The 14,486-nt window shown below is 52.2% G+C and carries 19 protein-coding genes and 1 other RNA gene; 5 read left to right on the forward strand and 15 right to left on the reverse strand.

Features of this window, described 5'->3' with window-relative positions:
• Positions 1-7: 7 nt before the first annotated feature.
• From L085_RS09630 to L085_RS09650, 5 genes are read right to left on the reverse strand one after another with little or no spacing between them, the layout of a single operon-like run.
• Complete coding sequence (locus L085_RS09630; protein ID WP_044030638.1) at positions 8-343, reverse strand: DUF5375 family protein; 336 nt, start codon at positions 341-343, stop codon at positions 8-10.
• The gene (locus tag L085_RS09635) at positions 340-603 is read right to left on the reverse strand and encodes a hypothetical protein (protein ID WP_044030639.1); all 264 of its coding nucleotides are present in this window, start codon (positions 601-603) and stop codon (positions 340-342) included. Before L085_RS09635 ends, L085_RS09630 begins: the two co-directional genes overlap by 4 nt.
• Entirely contained in the window at positions 600-1,145 is a 546-nt protein-coding gene (locus tag L085_RS09640; RefSeq protein ID WP_044030640.1) for a host cell division inhibitor Icd-like protein, read from the reverse strand. Before L085_RS09640 ends, L085_RS09635 begins: the two co-directional genes overlap by 4 nt.
• 5 nt (positions 1,146-1,150) lie before the next feature.
• Positions 1,151-1,396, reverse strand: a complete 246-nt coding sequence (locus L085_RS09645) for a hypothetical protein (protein ID WP_044030641.1) — start codon at positions 1,394-1,396, stop codon at positions 1,151-1,153.
• Positions 1,393-1,656 (reverse strand): AlpA family transcriptional regulator, encoded by a 264-nt coding sequence (locus tag L085_RS09650; protein WP_044030642.1) that lies wholly within the window; start codon positions 1,654-1,656, stop codon positions 1,393-1,395. The genes L085_RS09645 and L085_RS09650 overlap by 4 nt, the downstream gene beginning before the upstream one ends.
• A gap of 531 nt (positions 1,657-2,187) precedes the next feature.
• Between L085_RS09650 and L085_RS09655 the strand changes: the two genes are divergently transcribed.
• Positions 2,188-2,913 (forward strand): hypothetical protein, encoded by a 726-nt coding sequence (locus L085_RS09655; protein WP_044030643.1) that lies wholly within the window; start codon positions 2,188-2,190, stop codon positions 2,911-2,913.
• Entirely contained in the window at positions 2,910-3,164 is a 255-nt protein-coding gene (locus L085_RS24600) for an ogr/Delta-like zinc finger family protein (RefSeq protein ID WP_048326857.1), read from the forward strand. Before L085_RS09655 ends, L085_RS24600 begins: the two co-directional genes overlap by 4 nt.
• 465 nt (positions 3,165-3,629) lie before the next feature.
• Here the strand turns inward: L085_RS24600 and L085_RS25700 are convergent, their stop codons facing one another.
• The 6 genes from L085_RS25700 to smpB all read right to left on the reverse strand — a co-directional run bounded on the left by L085_RS25700 (position 3,630) and on the right by smpB (position 8,832).
• A complete protein-coding gene (locus tag L085_RS25700) occupies positions 3,630-4,565 on the reverse strand; it encodes an ATP-binding protein (protein ID WP_226988586.1) in 936 nt (311 codons plus the stop codon).
• Positions 4,566-4,714: 149 nt separating this feature from the next.
• Entirely contained in the window at positions 4,715-5,404 is a 690-nt protein-coding gene (locus L085_RS25705; protein ID WP_226988587.1) for a DUF87 domain-containing protein, read from the reverse strand.
• Positions 5,392-6,543, reverse strand: coding sequence for an SIR2 family protein (locus tag L085_RS09665; RefSeq protein ID WP_044030644.1), 1,152 nt, complete (start codon positions 6,541-6,543; stop codon positions 5,392-5,394). Before L085_RS09665 ends, L085_RS25705 begins: the two co-directional genes overlap by 13 nt.
• Positions 6,544-6,559: 16 nt before the next feature.
• Positions 6,560-7,753: an integrase domain-containing protein gene (locus L085_RS09670; RefSeq protein WP_044030645.1), complete on the reverse strand. Its 1,194-nt coding sequence runs from the start codon at positions 7,751-7,753 to the stop codon at positions 6,560-6,562.
• 183 nt (positions 7,754-7,936) lie between these two features.
• Positions 7,937-8,300, reverse strand: a transfer-messenger RNA (tmRNA) gene (ssrA, locus tag L085_RS24610).
• A 49-nt stretch (positions 8,301-8,349) separates the two neighbouring features.
• Entirely contained in the window at positions 8,350-8,832 is a 483-nt protein-coding gene (gene smpB, locus L085_RS09675) for an SsrA-binding protein SmpB (RefSeq protein ID WP_004929094.1), read from the reverse strand.
• 161 nt (positions 8,833-8,993) lie between these two features.
• Here smpB and L085_RS09680 point away from each other — a divergent pair, with 161 nt between their 5' ends.
• Positions 8,994-9,428, forward strand: a complete 435-nt coding sequence (locus tag L085_RS09680; RefSeq protein ID WP_004929096.1) for a type II toxin-antitoxin system RatA family toxin — start codon at positions 8,994-8,996, stop codon at positions 9,426-9,428.
• Positions 9,421-9,705 carry an RnfH family protein gene (locus tag L085_RS09685; protein WP_004929098.1) on the forward strand — a complete coding sequence of 95 codons (285 nt, stop codon included), beginning with the start codon at positions 9,421-9,423 and terminating at the stop codon, positions 9,703-9,705. Before L085_RS09680 ends, L085_RS09685 begins: the two co-directional genes overlap by 8 nt.
• 118 nt (positions 9,706-9,823) lie before the next feature.
• Here L085_RS09685 and bamE read toward each other — a convergent pair whose 3' ends face one another.
• From bamE to nadK, 3 genes are all read right to left on the reverse strand, one after another.
• Entirely contained in the window at positions 9,824-10,162 is a 339-nt protein-coding gene (gene bamE / locus L085_RS09690) for an outer membrane protein assembly factor BamE (RefSeq protein ID WP_044030646.1), read from the reverse strand.
• 240 nt (positions 10,163-10,402) lie between these two features.
• Positions 10,403-12,064, reverse strand: coding sequence for a DNA repair protein RecN (gene recN / locus L085_RS09695; RefSeq protein WP_004929104.1), 1,662 nt, complete (start codon positions 12,062-12,064; stop codon positions 10,403-10,405).
• 86 nt (positions 12,065-12,150) lie between these two features.
• Complete coding sequence (gene nadK / locus L085_RS09700; RefSeq protein WP_004929107.1) at positions 12,151-13,029, reverse strand: NAD(+) kinase; 879 nt, start codon at positions 13,027-13,029, stop codon at positions 12,151-12,153.
• A 125-nt stretch (positions 13,030-13,154) separates the two neighbouring features.
• Here nadK and grpE point away from each other — a divergent pair, with 125 nt between their 5' ends.
• Positions 13,155-13,739 carry a nucleotide exchange factor GrpE gene (grpE, locus tag L085_RS09705; RefSeq protein WP_016929801.1) on the forward strand — a complete coding sequence of 195 codons (585 nt, stop codon included), beginning with the start codon at positions 13,155-13,157 and terminating at the stop codon, positions 13,737-13,739.
• Between the two features lie 56 nt (positions 13,740-13,795).
• On the opposite strand, the gene ung is transcribed toward grpE, so the two are convergent.
• Positions 13,796-14,479: a uracil-DNA glycosylase gene (gene ung / locus L085_RS09710; RefSeq protein WP_004929112.1), complete on the reverse strand. Its 684-nt coding sequence runs from the start codon at positions 14,477-14,479 to the stop codon at positions 13,796-13,798.
• Between the last annotated feature and the right edge of the window lie 7 nt (positions 14,480-14,486).

Consider the following 14,486-nt stretch of genomic DNA (forward strand, 5'->3'; position numbering starts at 1 on the left):
CTTCTCCTCAGTGTACGGTGGCGTTTTGTGCCGCCGCCAGGCGCTCGCAGCACAGTTCGTCCATCATCTTCTGCCCCAGCGCGGTCAGGCGCGGTGCGGCCACCAGAACGTCCGGCTGTACCATGTCGCTGAGCATGGTGCACGCCATGTCCATGCCGTCCTCTGCGCCGTACTGCCGCACAAAATGTCCCTCCAGACGCAGGGCAATCGTCATCTGCAGCTCGTCCAGCGTGTACCCGAGGCTCACCCGGTAAAAGGCGCAGGTATCAAGATAGGCTTGCGCCACGGCGCGGCGGAAAACGGCGGTACGGACTTCAATCGGTAAACAGGATGCAGTGTTCATGCGGCGGTGGCCTCCATGCGGGCAAGGATTTGGGTTTCACAGGTGTTGACGACATGGCCGAGCTGGTCGGTCAGCAAGGCAATGACCGAGGCAAAGGACGCCTGTTGCGCGGCATCGGGGCGCTGCCCGCCGAGGTCGAGGGTGTCCAGTAGGTCAAGGAACAGCACGCCGGTGGCGTGCGCATGCTGGAGACGCAGAAAATCGGCATGCGGGATGGGGTAATGGGTATCGCGGTAGTAACGGTCGGCCAAGGAGTTCATGCTGCCGCCTTAACCGGCAGACGCCCGGCAAAGGACAACACGTAATCACGGGCCAGCAGGCGGCGAGCGTTGTGCTCAGAATCCGCCACGGTGCGCACGATACGCGGGGCGGCAGTCAGCGCAGAACGGCGCACGGCCGCAAACAGAAAGCAGAATGTAGGATGAGTCGGGGTGAGGGTCGTAGCCATGGTGGCAGCCTCCAGCAAGTATTGGTTATTGCTACCACCGAAGTTTCCACGCTTATGGGTGGTAGCCCAGACGGGGGTGGAAATACCGGCCTTACTGGAAACCGGCCTGACCGAAGTCAGCCCCGCCTGAGCCACCATTGATTGACTGCTGCGGTAGCATAACATCCACCGCGCAAAAAATGAGCGCACAAAGGCTGCGACGAAAAAAAACACGCATGGCGCGTGTTGTGTCGCCAGTAAGTTACACGGGTTTCCACGCCCGGCTGCCGATTTTGCGGCAGCGGGAGGACTATAGCGCAGGGCCGGACGTGGGGGCAAGCCGTAAGACACCCCCGGACGTTCAATCGATCGCATAGTGATCAACAGTCTGTAAGCTGGTCATTGCGGGTCTCAGCGGCGGCGCAGGTCAGCGGCACCGGCCCGGCACGGAACAGGCGCGGCTCGGCCTGGCGACTCGCCAGACGAATAACGCCGTGTTTTTCACTGCGGTGCTCCGGCAAGACGACGCCAGGCTCTTTACGCTGCAAGAGAATAGCTTCCGCCACAAACAGCGCGTCGCGCTCATCGAGAGTGAAATGCTGGCGACCAAAGGTTAGCTGCATCATACGGCGGCCCCCTGGTGACGGTTGGCAATACGTTCATCCATCCACTGTTCGACCTCGGAGGCCAGCCAGGCGACGTTTTTACCGCCGAGGGAGACCTGGGCCGGGAACTGCCGGCGGCTCATCATCTCGTATACGGTGGAGCGGGACAGGCCGGTGGTGTAGAGCACTTCCGGCAGGCGGATAAAGCGCTCGCGCGGGGTGTAGCCGTTCTGAAGCACCGGCGACAGAGTGGATGGGGCGGGGGTGGAAACGGTCAACATAAAACGCTACCTCTTTGTGTCCGGCCAACGCTGGCCGGGACTGTGTGAATGTCGGTAGCGCCCTATTATGTGAATATTTACCGGGGTGGCAACAAGGCGTTGTTGTGTGGTGGAACAGATTTTATGCTTATTTTTCAATCAAGTGGACATATTGGCCTATATTGGCCTTTATTGACCTTTGTTGGCAAACCGGCCGAAAAGCCTGAGCGATGGATGGACGGTTGATTAATAGGGAAAAACCGCCAAACAGCGCTAGCCAGGGAAAAGGTCGTTTTGGGCCGGGTGAATAGTGGTGAATACAGGGTGAAGAGTTTAGCGAGAAGTGTTCACCCTCTTATTTACTGATTTATCTATATTTTTTATTTAGGTGAACAGTGGTGAATAGTTTTAGGTAAAACTAAAAACGGCTTGATGGTTTTCTCATCAGTGCCCAAGGCTGTTGTCCTGGGGACAGTCCAACCGGGATGAATGGCGATGTTGTACGGCGGTCAGCAGAATAGCCTCACATTGACTGACACCGGAGACACGACCATGAGCACCACCGCCTTACCGAAATACATCACCGATAAACTGCAAGCCCTGCGCGACGCTCGCGCCGCCCACGACAAAAACTACCAGGCGTTGACCGACGTCGTAACCGGCATTGCCCGCTGCCACCAACAGAAGAAAGACACCGAAATGCAGAGCCAGGAGGCAGAAAGCCAGTGGCGCACCCTGTTTCGCAAACTGCGCGGAGAAATGACGCCGGAACTGCAAGCGCAACACCACAGCCGGATTTCCAAGCGGGAGCTGGCGAAAGAGTTCGACGGCCTGATTGAGGAGATGGAGCTGGACAAAATGCAGTTTCACCTCAACTGCGGCGGCACAGCCCCGAAGGTGGTGAGCGCGCACAAAGACGCCCTCACGACCTTTGCAGCTCACGCGATGCATCAGGCGGTGGATGCGCTGAGCAAGGCGCTTATCAGCCCTGACGTTATCAAGGCGTGTGCACTGGCTTCACGGGCTTACGGCGTCTATGCGGACAATCCGATGAAAATGATTGAGCAACAGGTACTGGGCACGCTACAAGGCCGCATTCGCGCTACCATGGCTACGCAAAATATCGACCACCCGGTGCTGAATGAGATTGGCCTGACGATACCGCAAGAAACCGGCGCATTGCCGGAACTGCAAAGCAGTCCTGCCAAGCGCATGCGGGCTATCTCAGAACTGAAGGAAAAACGTCAACGCTTGCAGCAGAAGGGGGCCAAATCATGATGCGCTGCCCGCTGTGCACTCATGCGTCCTATACTCGCACCAGTCGCTATATCACGGAACGGACGAAAGAGGCGTATTACCAATGTCAGAGCCTTACCTGTTCTTGCACATTCAAGACGGTGGAAAGCGTCGATAAAATCCTGTGCCAGCCGATACAGGCGCAACCGGTCGATGAGAACGCCCTGCCACCGCCGGAGAAAAGGACGTTGAACCGCTATCGCCGTTACAGCAGCACTCCTACCCTGCACTAAGCATTCTCCGCCCCGCCGCTCTCGACAGCATCGCGGGGCATTCCTCTTCCGCCTCGCCCAAAACAGCCTTTTTCCTGGCTAGCCAGCCTCAAATTGCGCGTGCATGCATAGGGTGCATGATTTTGCATGCAAGAAAATGCACTTTTCATCCCCTGCCGCACCAGTACTGGCGCGGCCTGCGGCCGTTCATGCAACTGCATGAAAAGCGACACATGAAGCGCGCAGGCGAGGCGGGGGAAGTATTGCGCGCCAGCGGTAATATGCGTATTTGTTTTTGCGGCCTGAGTGCGTTGCTGTGCAATGATGGTTCATGGGGTTAAGCTGGATGATATGAAGTCATTTTTTGTGTGGCAGACTTTTTAGATAGTCAGGTGTGAGGAATAATAAGAAGCCGCCATCCAGCGGCACTTATCAGTAAAGTTTACTGCTTGGTGTACCACTTTCGAAGTGGCGCACTCCCTGTAGCTACCAAAATGAGTCTAGATCAATAGTATCACTTTCGGGGGCTAATTCTGATGGCAGACGCTGAATTTGAATAATCATCGGGGTATGAAATGCTGTTCCCGATACAACACAGGCGCCAGATGGCAGTATAGGTACCAGGCCGCGTGAAGAGCTATCGAGATTGCTGATAGAGTTTTTGAGTAAAAATAGATCATTTTCGTTAACCAAACGGTGAAGAAAATAGTTATGTATTTGAGATATTATAGTAGTTGATATATCTGCTGGCCGTTGGCTTGCAATGGTTACAAAATAAGCAAATTTACGACCTTCCTTTATTATCTCTTCAAATAGCTCTAAACGATAGTCTTTCCAAGTTTCCGACTCCCTACTGGATGTCTCCGATAATATGTTGTGCGCCTCATCAACAATAAGGTGGAAACTGTTTTTTGATGTGTCTTTTTTCTTATGCTCCAAAAAAGAACATTTTGCAATCAACATTGGAATGGTTTTTTTTGTTTCTTGATTGCAATTTTTTAAAGATATAAATATTAATGGTTTATTTTCAATTTCGACATCATCAATTACTTTAATCACCTTTTCAAGTGAATTGGTAGATGCATTTATTTTAGCAATCAATGGACTTATGTGCTCATATTGCACATAATTTCTAGATACGGATTTTATTAGTTGAAGTGTTGCTCTGATATTTATTTGTTGAAAGGACGATAGTGTTGCTATGTCGATGTTAGTACTTGCAAGCGTAGGTAAGTGAGCAAGATATTCATCTGGGGTGTTGAAAAATGCGCCGTTTCTATAATATTTGTTATTTTCACCTCTTGAATACCAACTGAATTCAGATAGCTCTGAATTTATTTCTTTCGCTTCATCAGGGTTGACGATGTTAATTATAGAGCGTAGGACGCTAATCGTTTCCCTATGCTGGTTTTGACCAAACATAACTCTTATTGTGTCATGAAAATAGTCATTAAGATCATCACCATACTTTAGTCTGTTTCTAACAAGAATGTTAAGAAATGGTTTCTGAGTTTTTTCTGTGGCAGAAAATAAAACAGAAAGCAATTCTGAGTCCCAAAATTCTGATTTTTTTATTTTAGTTTTTGATTCCCATCCTTTGAATGAGTGTCAAGTTCAATGTAATTACTTTTTTCTTTAAATTGGTTATGGATGGGTTTATATTCACCATTGAAATCAATGAACACAAATGTGGATTTTTTGAACAGCCTATCTCCTACACAGGAAAATAGCTCGCTGTAAATTTTTGCTAAAGAGTTAGATTTACCACTCCCGGTGTTTCCAAATATACCGATATGAGAGTTAAATATGCCATTTATTGGAATTTGAATAGGTATCTCTTCTAAAAGAGACTTGCCTATGAGTATTTTTTTAGCATTTATCTTTCCGTCAAATGAATATATTGTAGATATAAGCTCGTCAGATATCAGATGTAGTTCATCTTGGATCATTGGGAGATATTTTACGCCAGAGTGAAACTTATTGCCTGAAACGTAACCGATAATTTTTATATCAACAAATCTATCAAATTTTTCATGATTAGGTTGCGAATTTTCAAAGGTTTTATTTTCAATAATTTCTTCACCCTCTATTTTCCCAATAATATCATGATATCCTTTTCTTATGACGATAAATTCATTTATAGCAACGCCACGGTACAATTTCCCATCATATATATATGTGGTCTGATAGAGATTTGGATGCACGATCGCACGGACTGAGGTTCCTCTTACTGCTGTGATATATCCGATTATAAGCTGCATGTTAACCCCTCCATTGGATTATTCCCGCTGATAGAGAATATGCAATCTATGAATCTATTTAGATCTATAAAATTTTCGCCATCATCGTTTTCAGGATAAATGAAGACAATCTTTTTATTGTTTATCAATTCTTTTATTGCGGTCTTATCATCATTTCTGTAGCAGAAAACGTAAACTATTAATGAGGGGTTACTCAAAGAACGAGAGATTATTTCTCGAATGTGCTCATCTTTGAAAGAAAAACCAAAACATATCAAAGTGGTTTGAGGTTTCTCAAGTTCATAGCTTAAAAATCGTAGTGATTGATAATAGTGTTGTTGGAAAACGGTTTCTTCAAATTTTGCTTTCGTTGGATTTACGATGGCTAGTTTATTATATTCCTTGCTAAACTCCTCAAGCGCCAACTCAACTTCATTAGAGAGATCGAGGCTTTTTTTAGCTGTTTTTATAAATAAATTATCTTCGACTAGTTCTACTGCTTTTTGTATGTCAGGGATATCTAATTCAATTTCTAAACCTTTTGGGAAGTGATTTGGGTAATTGATCTTAATTTTTTCTTCGCTAACTTTCTCCCATGACACAGAACCATGCATTTTAATGAGGTTTATTGTGGGGATCTCGAATTTATATAGATCATTTGTACCTTGATGCCAAGTTGATGTATGGAAGTTACTGATTTGAAGATAGCGTGTTTTTAGACCTCTAGCACCATCGTTAAAAATAAAGTTAGTGGAGTTACGAAGTAATCTATCAGAAGCATTTTCGAAAAACAAATCATAGTTTGTCGTAAAAATATTAGCTCGTCGAATCTGGTTTGCTCCTTTTCTATTTATTAGATGCACGATATTATCTATTAGCTCTTTGTATGCACCTAGCGTTTCTCTGCGGCTTTTACGCGAGTCATTGTCTTCCGGCATAAGACAGAAGCTTTTTTTTAGAATATTTTTATAATATTGGTAGTAAATAAAGTTCTTTATGTCAGAATAGTCACTATCTGTTAGTATATCCTCATAAGTTTTATCATCATTAATTCTTAGAGTTGGTATATATGATGCTGAAGCTCCAGAACCAATAAGGAAATTAATGTTTTTATCATGTAGTTCTGATGCTCTGAAAGCTTTAAACAGTTCATTTTCCATTTGTATTAGCCCTCATTTATTGGGTTTTGTTCACAAAAATACCCCACCAAGACATTAAATCTTTTCGCTGCTCTAAATAGGTTGAACGATTATATGCTCGTCTTACCTCATTTTTATCGCTATGTGCCAAGGCTGCCTCTATGACATCAGGACTAAAACCTTCCTCATTCATGGCTGTGCTCGCAATTGAACGTAACCCATGTGCAACAAGCTTCCCCCCGAATCCAATCCGTTTTAGAGCAGCATTTGCCGTTTGGCTGTTCATGGGGTGCTTTGGATCGTTCCTGCTCGGAAAGACATACTCCCGATGAGCACTGATTGGCTTCATCACTTCCAGAATGTCTAATGCCTGAGGTGACAAAGGAACAATGTGCTCTCGCTTTGCCTTCATCCGTTCGGCTGGAATCGTCCATAGCTTTGAGTACAAGTCGATCTCTGCCCATCGGGTGCCTGAAGCCTCTGAAGGGCGAACTAGGGTTAAGAGCTGCCATTCAATCAGGCAACGAGTCGAAACAGACAGGTTTGACATTACCAGTGAACGCATCAATTTTGGTAACTCTTCTGGTCGTAGCGTCGGCATGTTTTGCTTTTTAGGCCTTTCAAAGGCCATGCCGATTCCCGCGGCTGGGTTTGCATCAATCAGACCAGTATTAACCGCAAATATCATAATTTCGTTGATACGTTGTATCAAACGGCGAACGGTCTCCAACGCACCGCGCGCTTTAATTGGTTCCAATGCTTCAATCAGCGTTCGAGCCTTAATTTCCTGAACCGGGATACCTCCAATGCTTGGAAAAATATCTTTATCCAAAGAACGCCAGATATCTTTCGCATAATCCTCGGTTACGCTTGTTCGCTTAAGGGCAAACCAATTGGCCGCGACGGTTGAGAAAATGCTGTCTAAAGCGATTTGGTGCTGTTCTGCCGCTTGCTCGGCCTTGATTTGCGGATCAACGCCCTTAGCTAGCATAGAAAGGTAATCTGTACGAATTGCTCGAGCGTCGGCAAGTGACAGAGCTGGGTAGGGGCCTAGCCCCATCATAGTGCGCTGTTTTGTTGCTGGTCGCTGATAACGGAAGCGCCATTGTTTTTTGCCATTAGCTTTTACAAGAAGAAAGAGCCCGTCTCCGTCATGCAGGGTGAGGTCCTTCTCGAGTGCTCTTGTTTTCTGTACTTCAGTATTGGTGAGGGGGCGTGTAGTCCGCGCCATGCAAGGGATCGTCCGTTTATTGGTATACGTAATTGGCATACATTTTAGCGTATACCTAACCGTATACCAATAATCACCGGATTTAGCCGGATGCACTCGGACGATTACGGATACAAAAAAGCCCGCAAACCTAGGTGGGATGCGGGCTTTCCGTACTTTTCCGGACGTATCCGGAACATAATGTGGTGGAGCTGGCGGGAGTTGAACCCGCGTCCGAAATTACTACACCGTCGGCACTACATGCTTAGTCCAATCTTTACATTCGCCGGCCAGCTGCGGATGGACACGCTACTGACAGACTAGCCTGATTGAGTTTAACGCTTCGGCCCCAGGCAGGACGTCCACGCGATCTCTTTTGGGTTTGACCTCTCTTGATCCCCGTCCTAAGAGCGGAGGCTAGGGAGAGAGGGCTCTAAGCAGGGTATTAAGCTGCTAAAGCGTAGTTTTCGTCGTTTGCGACTATTTTTTTGCGGCTTTTTACGAGGCCAACCGCCCCTCGGCATGCTCCTAGGGCTTCGCAAATCCCGTCGAATCCAGAATCAGCCCCAAGTAACTTTGTGCAGTATACCAGAAGTTTACCTCGATAAGCCAGCGGCTTAACGATTGGCGTGCTTCATGATACGGGCTTTCGCCGTCTGCCATTCGCGATCTTTGATGTCATCGCGTTTGTCGTGCTCTTTCTTGCCTTTGGCTACGCCGATCTTGATCTTGCTCCAGGCATTTTTCCAATACAGGGACAAGGCCACCACGGTGTAACCCTCGCGGTTGACGCGGCCGAGCAGGGTGTCCAGCTCGCGTCGGTTCAGCAGCAGTTTACGGGTACGCGTCGGATCGCACACCACATGCGACGAAGCCACGTTGAGCGGGGTGATGGTGGCGCCAAACAGGTAGGCTTCACCGTCACGGAACGTCACGTAGCTGTCGCTGAGGTTGGCTTTGCCTGCACGCAGCGATTTAACTTCCCACCCTTGCAGCGACAGGCCCGCCTCGAACTCTTCTTCAATGAAGTATTCGAAACGTGCGCGCTTGTTTTGGGCAATGGTGGCGGAACCGGGTTTGTGTGCTTTTTTCTTTGTCATAGTGCGTTCATTATACTGGATGCTTCAGCGAAAGAAATCCTTTCCCGGTCAGCACCTGCGCAATTTTTCGCATTTTTGGTTCCCTCATCCCTTAGCAGATTTTTTGTTTGCCGCCAGATAAATGGTATTATCTGTACGTTTTATGTCTTACAGGAAATGATATGCCCCAGATCAGTCGGTCTGCATTAGTGCCGTTCAGCGCCGAGCAGATGTATCAGTTGGTTAACGATGTTCATTCTTATCCCGATTTTCTGCCAGGCTGCACCGGCAGCCGGGTGCTTAACGCTACCTCCAACGAGATGACCGCCGCGGTGGACGTCGCCAAGGCCGGTATCAGCAAGACCTTCACCACCCGCAATACGCTGCTGGATAACCAGAGCATCAATATGCAACTGGTCGATGGCCCGTTCCGCAAGCTGATGGGCGGCTGGCAGTTCACGCCGCTGAGCGAAGAGGCCTGCAAGGTGGAGCTGCACCTGGACTTCGAGTTCACCAACAAACTGATTGAGCTGGCGTTCGGCAAGGTGTTCAAAGAGCTGGCGGGCAGCATGGTGCAGGCATTCACCCAGCGGGCGAAAGAGGTCTACAGTGTCTGACATCCAGGTCGAGGTGGTGTACGCCTTGCCGGAGCGGCAGTACCTGCGCAAGGTGAAGCTGGCCGAGGGCAGCAGCGTCGAGCAGGCGATCCAGGCTTCGGGCCTGCTGGAGCTGCGCCAGGATATCGATCTTAAAAGCAACAAAATCGGCATCTACAGCCGCCCGGCCAAGCTGGGCGATACGCTGAACGACGGCGACCGGGTGGAGATCTACCGGCCCTTGATAGCCGATCCGAAAGAGCTGCGCCGGCAACGGGCAGAAAAGGCAAAAAAATAAGGCGCTTATAGCGCCTTATTTTTTTATCTGAAACTGATTTTCTCTTCCGCGTTGCAGCCTGCGACTGTCATGAGGAACACCTTGCCCCCTCATGGGCCGGAAGAGCGGGCGGCGTCGATTACTTGGTCAGCGCCGGTTTGTTCTGGATGTCGGTCAACACGCCTGCGCTGTCGAAGGTCAGCGTCAGCGTCTGCTGGGTGATGTCTTCATGGCCAGGCTGCTGGCGGAACACATAGAACCACGTTTGCGTTCCGAACGGGTCTTGCAGCATTGGGGTGCCCAATGTGTAAGCGACCTGTTGCTGGGTCATCCCTTTCTGAATTTTCGCCACGTCGGTCGACGTCAGGTAGTTCCCCTGGTTGATGTCAGGACGATAAACCACCTTTTCAAAAGTAGAACAGCCTGCAGTCAGCATCACAAAAACTACAGCGGCGGCAGTCAGCGTTTTACAGCGCATAGTAATCACATTCCTTTAGGGCATAGGATGCCGATGATAATAGACCTTGCGGCAGTTGGAAACCTTTATACCCTTCATCTTTCACGTTGCGACGCATTGGCTTTCCTTCAGCACCTCAAGCGCTTGGCCGGTTTCAGGCCGTTGAGGAAGCTTAAGATCACCGCCGCGCCGCACTTTAGATATCTTTCGGGCCAACAGCGTCACTGTCAGACCGCAGGAAAGTGAAAAAGTTGAGCTTTTTTATGCCGCCAGCAGTTCTTTGGCATTGGCCAGCGTATTGCGGGTGACTTCGCTGCCGCCGAGCAGGCGCGCCAGCTCCTGCAGGCGGGCGCGTTTATCCAGCGGCGCCATCTGGGTTTCGGTGACCGTGCCGTCGGTCTGCTTGCTGACGAACAGGTGCTGATGCCCGCATCCGGCCACCTGCGGCAGGTGGGTGACGCACATCACCTGGGTGGATTCGCCGAGCTGGCGCAGCAGACGGCCGACGATGGCGGCGGTCGGGCCGCTGATGCCCACGTCCACCTCATCGAAGATCAGCGCCGGGGTTTCCATCTTGCGGGCGGTGATCACCTGAATGGCCAGCGCGATGCGCGACAGCTCACCGCCGGAGGCGACCTTCGCCAGCGGCTGCAGCGGCTGCCCCGGGTTGGTGGAGACGCAGAACTCGGTGCGGCTGGCCCCCTCGGCGCTCAGGTGCTGCGGTTCGAAGCGCACGTCGATGTTGAACTTGCCGTGCGGCATGGAGAGCGCCTGCATGCTGTCGGTAATGAGCGTGGTCAGCTCGGCGGCGTAGTGCAGGCGTTTCTGGTGCAGCTCTTCCGCCAGCGCCAGCGCCTGCTGGTGATGCAGGGTGACCGCCTCGTTCAGGTGTTCATGGTCGCTTTCCTGCTGAGACAGCAGCTGCTGTTCATCCAGCAACTGCTGATGCAGCTGCGGCAGCTCCTCCGGCGCGACCTGATGTTTGCGCGCCAGGCTGATTTGGCGCGACAGGCGTTGTTCCAGCTCGTGCAGGCGGTTGGGATCGAGATCCATGCGATCGGCGTAATGGCGCAGCTCGTCGCTGGCTTCGCTGATCTGGATAGAGGCCTCTTCCAGCATGTCCAGCAGGCCGCTGAGCTTATCGTCCAACCCGGCCAGTTCAAGCAGCAGGTGTTTGGCGCTGTAAAGCTGGCTGAGCATGTTGTTCTCGTCGCTGTCGGCCAGCAGCTGCAACGTTTGCTGGCTGAGGGTCAGCAGCTGGCCGCTGTTGGCCAGGCGCTTGTACTCGGCGTCGGTCTGCTCGAACTCGCCGGCCTGCGGCGCGAATTCGTTCAGCTCTTTCAATTGGTATTGCAGCAGCTGCTTGCGCGCTTCGCGCTCGATGGACTGCTGCTGATGGTGCGCCAGCTCGCGGCAGCTCTGGTGCCAGCGTTGGTAGGCTTGGCTCATCGCCGCCAGCAGGGCGGGTTCGTCGGCGTAGGCGTCGAGCAGCGCTTTTTGGTGCTCCGGCTTGAGCAGCAGCTGATGGGCGTGTTGACCGTGGATTTGAATCAGGCGTTGCCCCAGCTCGCGCAGCTGCGACAGCGGCACGGCGGTGCCGTTGATAAAGCCGCGCGAACGGCCGTCGGCGTTGATCACCCGGCGCAGCAGGCATTCGTTGCTGTCGTCCAACTGGTTTTGCTCCAGCCACTCGCGCGCGGACGGGGTATCCGCCAGCGAGAAGCGGGCGCAGATGTCGGCGCGGGCGGCTCCCAGGCGCACCACGTTGCCGTCGGCGCGGTTGCCGAGGCACAGCCCCAGCGCATCGATGGCGATGGATTTGCCGGCGCCGGTTTCACCGGTGATCGCCGTCATGCCCGGTTGAAAATCGATTTCCAACTCACGAACGATAGCAAAGTTGCTGATGGTTAATTGCGCCAGCATGGGAACCTTCCTGTGTATAAATACATAACTGTAGTTTCATACAGTATAAACTGGTTTTATATACAGTAAAGTGGCCGATGCAGATTTTAGAACAATTTTTTCGACCAGCCCAACTTGGTGCTTAACGTGTTGAAATAGCTGTAGTCCTTCGGGTGAATCAGGTTCAGATGGAAGTTGCTGCGGCGGATCAGCACTTCTTCGCCTTCCTGGATCGGCAGCGCGATCTGGCTGTCGCAGCTGATCTCCAGATCGCTGCCGATCTGCGAAAACTTCAGGCGGATGGTGCTGTCGCCGTTGATCACCAGCGGCCGGGCGGAAAGGGTGTGCGGGAACATCGGCACCAGCGCGATCGCCTCCAGCGATGGGGTGAGGATCGGCCCGCCGGCGGAGAGCGAGTAGGCGGTGGAACCGGTCGGGGTGGCGATGATCAGGCCGTCGGAGCGCTGTGAGAAGGCGAAGCGATCGTCGATGTACACTTCGAATTCGATCATGTGCGCCACTTTGCCGGGGTGCAGCACCACCTCGTTGATGGCGGTGCTGATGCGGCACTGCTGGTGCTCTTTATGCACGATGGTTTCCAGCAGGAAACGCTGTTCGTCGATATACTCGCCTTCCAGCACGTCCGCCAGCTGCTGCAGAGCGTTGTCGGGATCGAGATCGGTAAGGAAGCCGAGGTTGCCGCGATTGACTCCGATCACCTTGATGTCGTAGCGCGCCAGCACGCGCGCGGCGCCGAGCATGTTGCCGTCGCCGCCGACCACCACCGCCAGATCGGCACGCTGGCCGATATCCGCCAGGCTGCCGGTGACGGCGTCTTTCAGCCCCAAATCATGGGCGATTTGGCGTTCGACCATCACCGAATAGCCGCGGGCGACCAGCCAGTGGAACAGCATCTCGTGGGTTGCCAGCGCTGAAGGGTGACGCGGGTGGCCAACAATGCCAATACAGGCGAATTTTTTATTCATTTGTTGTGATTTTCCTCACCGGGACCCGTTTATGCCCCACATTGTGACCGGTTGACTTGAAACCCCGGTTTTGATCCCCATAATAAGCCAAGTTGCGAGATTAATGCTAAAACGCGGAGATATTCATGAGTAGTAAAGAACAGAAGACGCCAAACGAGCAAGTCTCGGAAGAAATGGAACAACACGCTCATCACGAGGATACGCTGCCGGAAGCGGCGGAAGGCGTCGATCTGCGCGATGCGCGTATCGCCGAACTGGAAGCCCAACTGGCGGAAGCTCAGCAGCAAGAGCGCGACAGCCTGCTGCGCGCCAAAGCGGAAGCGGAAAACATCCGTCGCCGCGCCGAACTGGACGTCGAGAAAGCGCACAAGTTCGCCCTGGAGAAATTCTCCGGCGATCTGCTGCCGGTGATCGACAACCTGGAGCGCGCGCTGGATCTGGCGGATAAAAACAATCCGGAACTGGCCGCGATGATCGAAGGCATCGAGCTGACGCTGAAATCGCTGCTGGACGTGGTGCGCAAGTACGGCATCGAAATCGTCGGCGACGTCAACGTGCCGTTCAACCCGGAAGTGCATCAGGCGATGAGCATGATGGAATCCGCCGATCACCAGCCGAACCACGTGATGATGGTGATGCAGAAAGGCTACACGCTGAACGGCCGCCTGCTGCGCCCGGCGATGGTCGCGGTCTCCAAAGCCAAGGCGTAATCGCCCCGGCAACGATATAAAGAAAGGCACCCGAGGGTGCCTTTTTTGTCTCTGGACTACGCCTGCGGCAGGCGCGGCATCCAGTCGATCGGCGTGAGCCCTTGCTGCTCCAGCAGCTGATTGGCCTGCGAGAAGTGGCGGCAGCCGAGGAAACCGCGGTGTGCGGAGAGCGGCGACGGGTGCGGCGCTTTCAGCACATGGTGGCGGTTGCGGTCGATAAAGTTGCCTTTCTTCTGCGCGTGCGAGCCCCACAGCAGGAACACCACGCCTTCGCGATTCTCGTTCAGGGCGGCGATCACTTTATCGGTAAAGGTTTCCCAGCCCAGGTTGGCGTGCGAGTGCGCGCGGCCGCCTTCCACCGTCAGCACGGTGTTGAGCAGCAGCACCCCCTGTTCGGCCCAGCTTTGCAGGTAGCCGTGATCAGGGCGTTCGAAACCGGGAATGTCTGTCGCCAGCTCTTTATACATGTTCACCAGCGACGGCGGCGCCGGCACGCCGGGGCGCACCGAGAAAGAGAGGCCGTGCGCCTGATTGGGGCCGTGGTAGGGATCTTGGCCGAGAATAACGACTTTAACGTCCGCCAGCTCGGTAAAGCGGAACGCGTTGAACACGTCTTTCTGTGGTGGATAAATGGTCTTACCGGCCTGGCGCTCAGCGGCAACAAAGGCGAGCGTTTCAACAAAATAGGGCTGCTCTTTCTCTTTGCCGATCACGTCATGCCAGGTGAGGGAGGTGGCCATAAACGCT

Origin of the sequence: Serratia sp. FS14, assembly GCF_000695995.1 — a bacterium.
Lineage (GTDB): Bacteria > Pseudomonadota > Gammaproteobacteria > Enterobacterales > Enterobacteriaceae > Serratia > Serratia nematodiphila.

Bases quoted from the DNA above. Each gene is read 5' to 3' on its own strand.
- nadK (WP_004929107.1), bottom strand. From the start codon at position 13,029: ATGAATAAAAAATTCGCCTGTATTGGCATTGTTGGCCACCCGCGTCAC.
- L085_RS09630 (WP_044030638.1), bottom strand. From the start codon at position 343: ATGAACACTGCATCCTGTTTACCGATTGAAGTCCGTACCGCCGTTTTC.
- L085_RS09650 (WP_044030642.1), bottom strand. From the start codon at position 1,656: ATGTTGACCGTTTCCACCCCCGCCCCATCCACTCTGTCGCCGGTGCTT.
- L085_RS09645 (WP_044030641.1), bottom strand. From the start codon at position 1,396: ATGATGCAGCTAACCTTTGGTCGCCAGCATTTCACTCTCGATGAGCGC.
- L085_RS09670 (WP_044030645.1), bottom strand. From the start codon at position 7,753: ATGGCGCGGACTACACGCCCCCTCACCAATACTGAAGTACAGAAAACA.
- smpB (WP_004929094.1), bottom strand. From the start codon at position 8,832: ATGACAAAGAAAAAAGCACACAAACCCGGTTCCGCCACCATTGCCCAA.
- bamE (WP_044030646.1), bottom strand. From the start codon at position 10,162: ATGCGCTGTAAAACGCTGACTGCCGCCGCTGTAGTTTTTGTGATGCTG.
- L085_RS25700 (WP_226988586.1), bottom strand. From the start codon at position 4,565: ATGTTTGGTCAAAACCAGCATAGGGAAACGATTAGCGTCCTACGCTCT.
- L085_RS09655 (WP_044030643.1), top strand. From the start codon at position 2,188: ATGAGCACCACCGCCTTACCGAAATACATCACCGATAAACTGCAAGCC.
- L085_RS09680 (WP_004929096.1), top strand. From the start codon at position 8,994: ATGCCCCAGATCAGTCGGTCTGCATTAGTGCCGTTCAGCGCCGAGCAG.
- recN (WP_004929104.1), bottom strand. From the start codon at position 12,064: ATGCTGGCGCAATTAACCATCAGCAACTTTGCTATCGTTCGTGAGTTG.
- ung (WP_004929112.1), bottom strand. From the start codon at position 14,479: ATGGCCACCTCCCTCACCTGGCATGACGTGATCGGCAAAGAGAAAGAG.
- L085_RS09635 (WP_044030639.1), bottom strand. From the start codon at position 603: ATGAACTCCTTGGCCGACCGTTACTACCGCGATACCCATTACCCCATC.
- L085_RS09665 (WP_044030644.1), bottom strand. From the start codon at position 6,543: ATGGAAAATGAACTGTTTAAAGCTTTCAGAGCATCAGAACTACATGAT.
- L085_RS24600 (WP_048326857.1), top strand. From the start codon at position 2,910: ATGATGCGCTGCCCGCTGTGCACTCATGCGTCCTATACTCGCACCAGT.
- L085_RS09640 (WP_044030640.1), bottom strand. From the start codon at position 1,145: ATGCGATCGATTGAACGTCCGGGGGTGTCTTACGGCTTGCCCCCACGT.
- L085_RS25705 (WP_226988587.1), bottom strand. From the start codon at position 5,404: ATGCAGCTTATAATCGGATATATCACAGCAGTAAGAGGAACCTCAGTC.
- grpE (WP_016929801.1), top strand. From the start codon at position 13,155: ATGAGTAGTAAAGAACAGAAGACGCCAAACGAGCAAGTCTCGGAAGAA.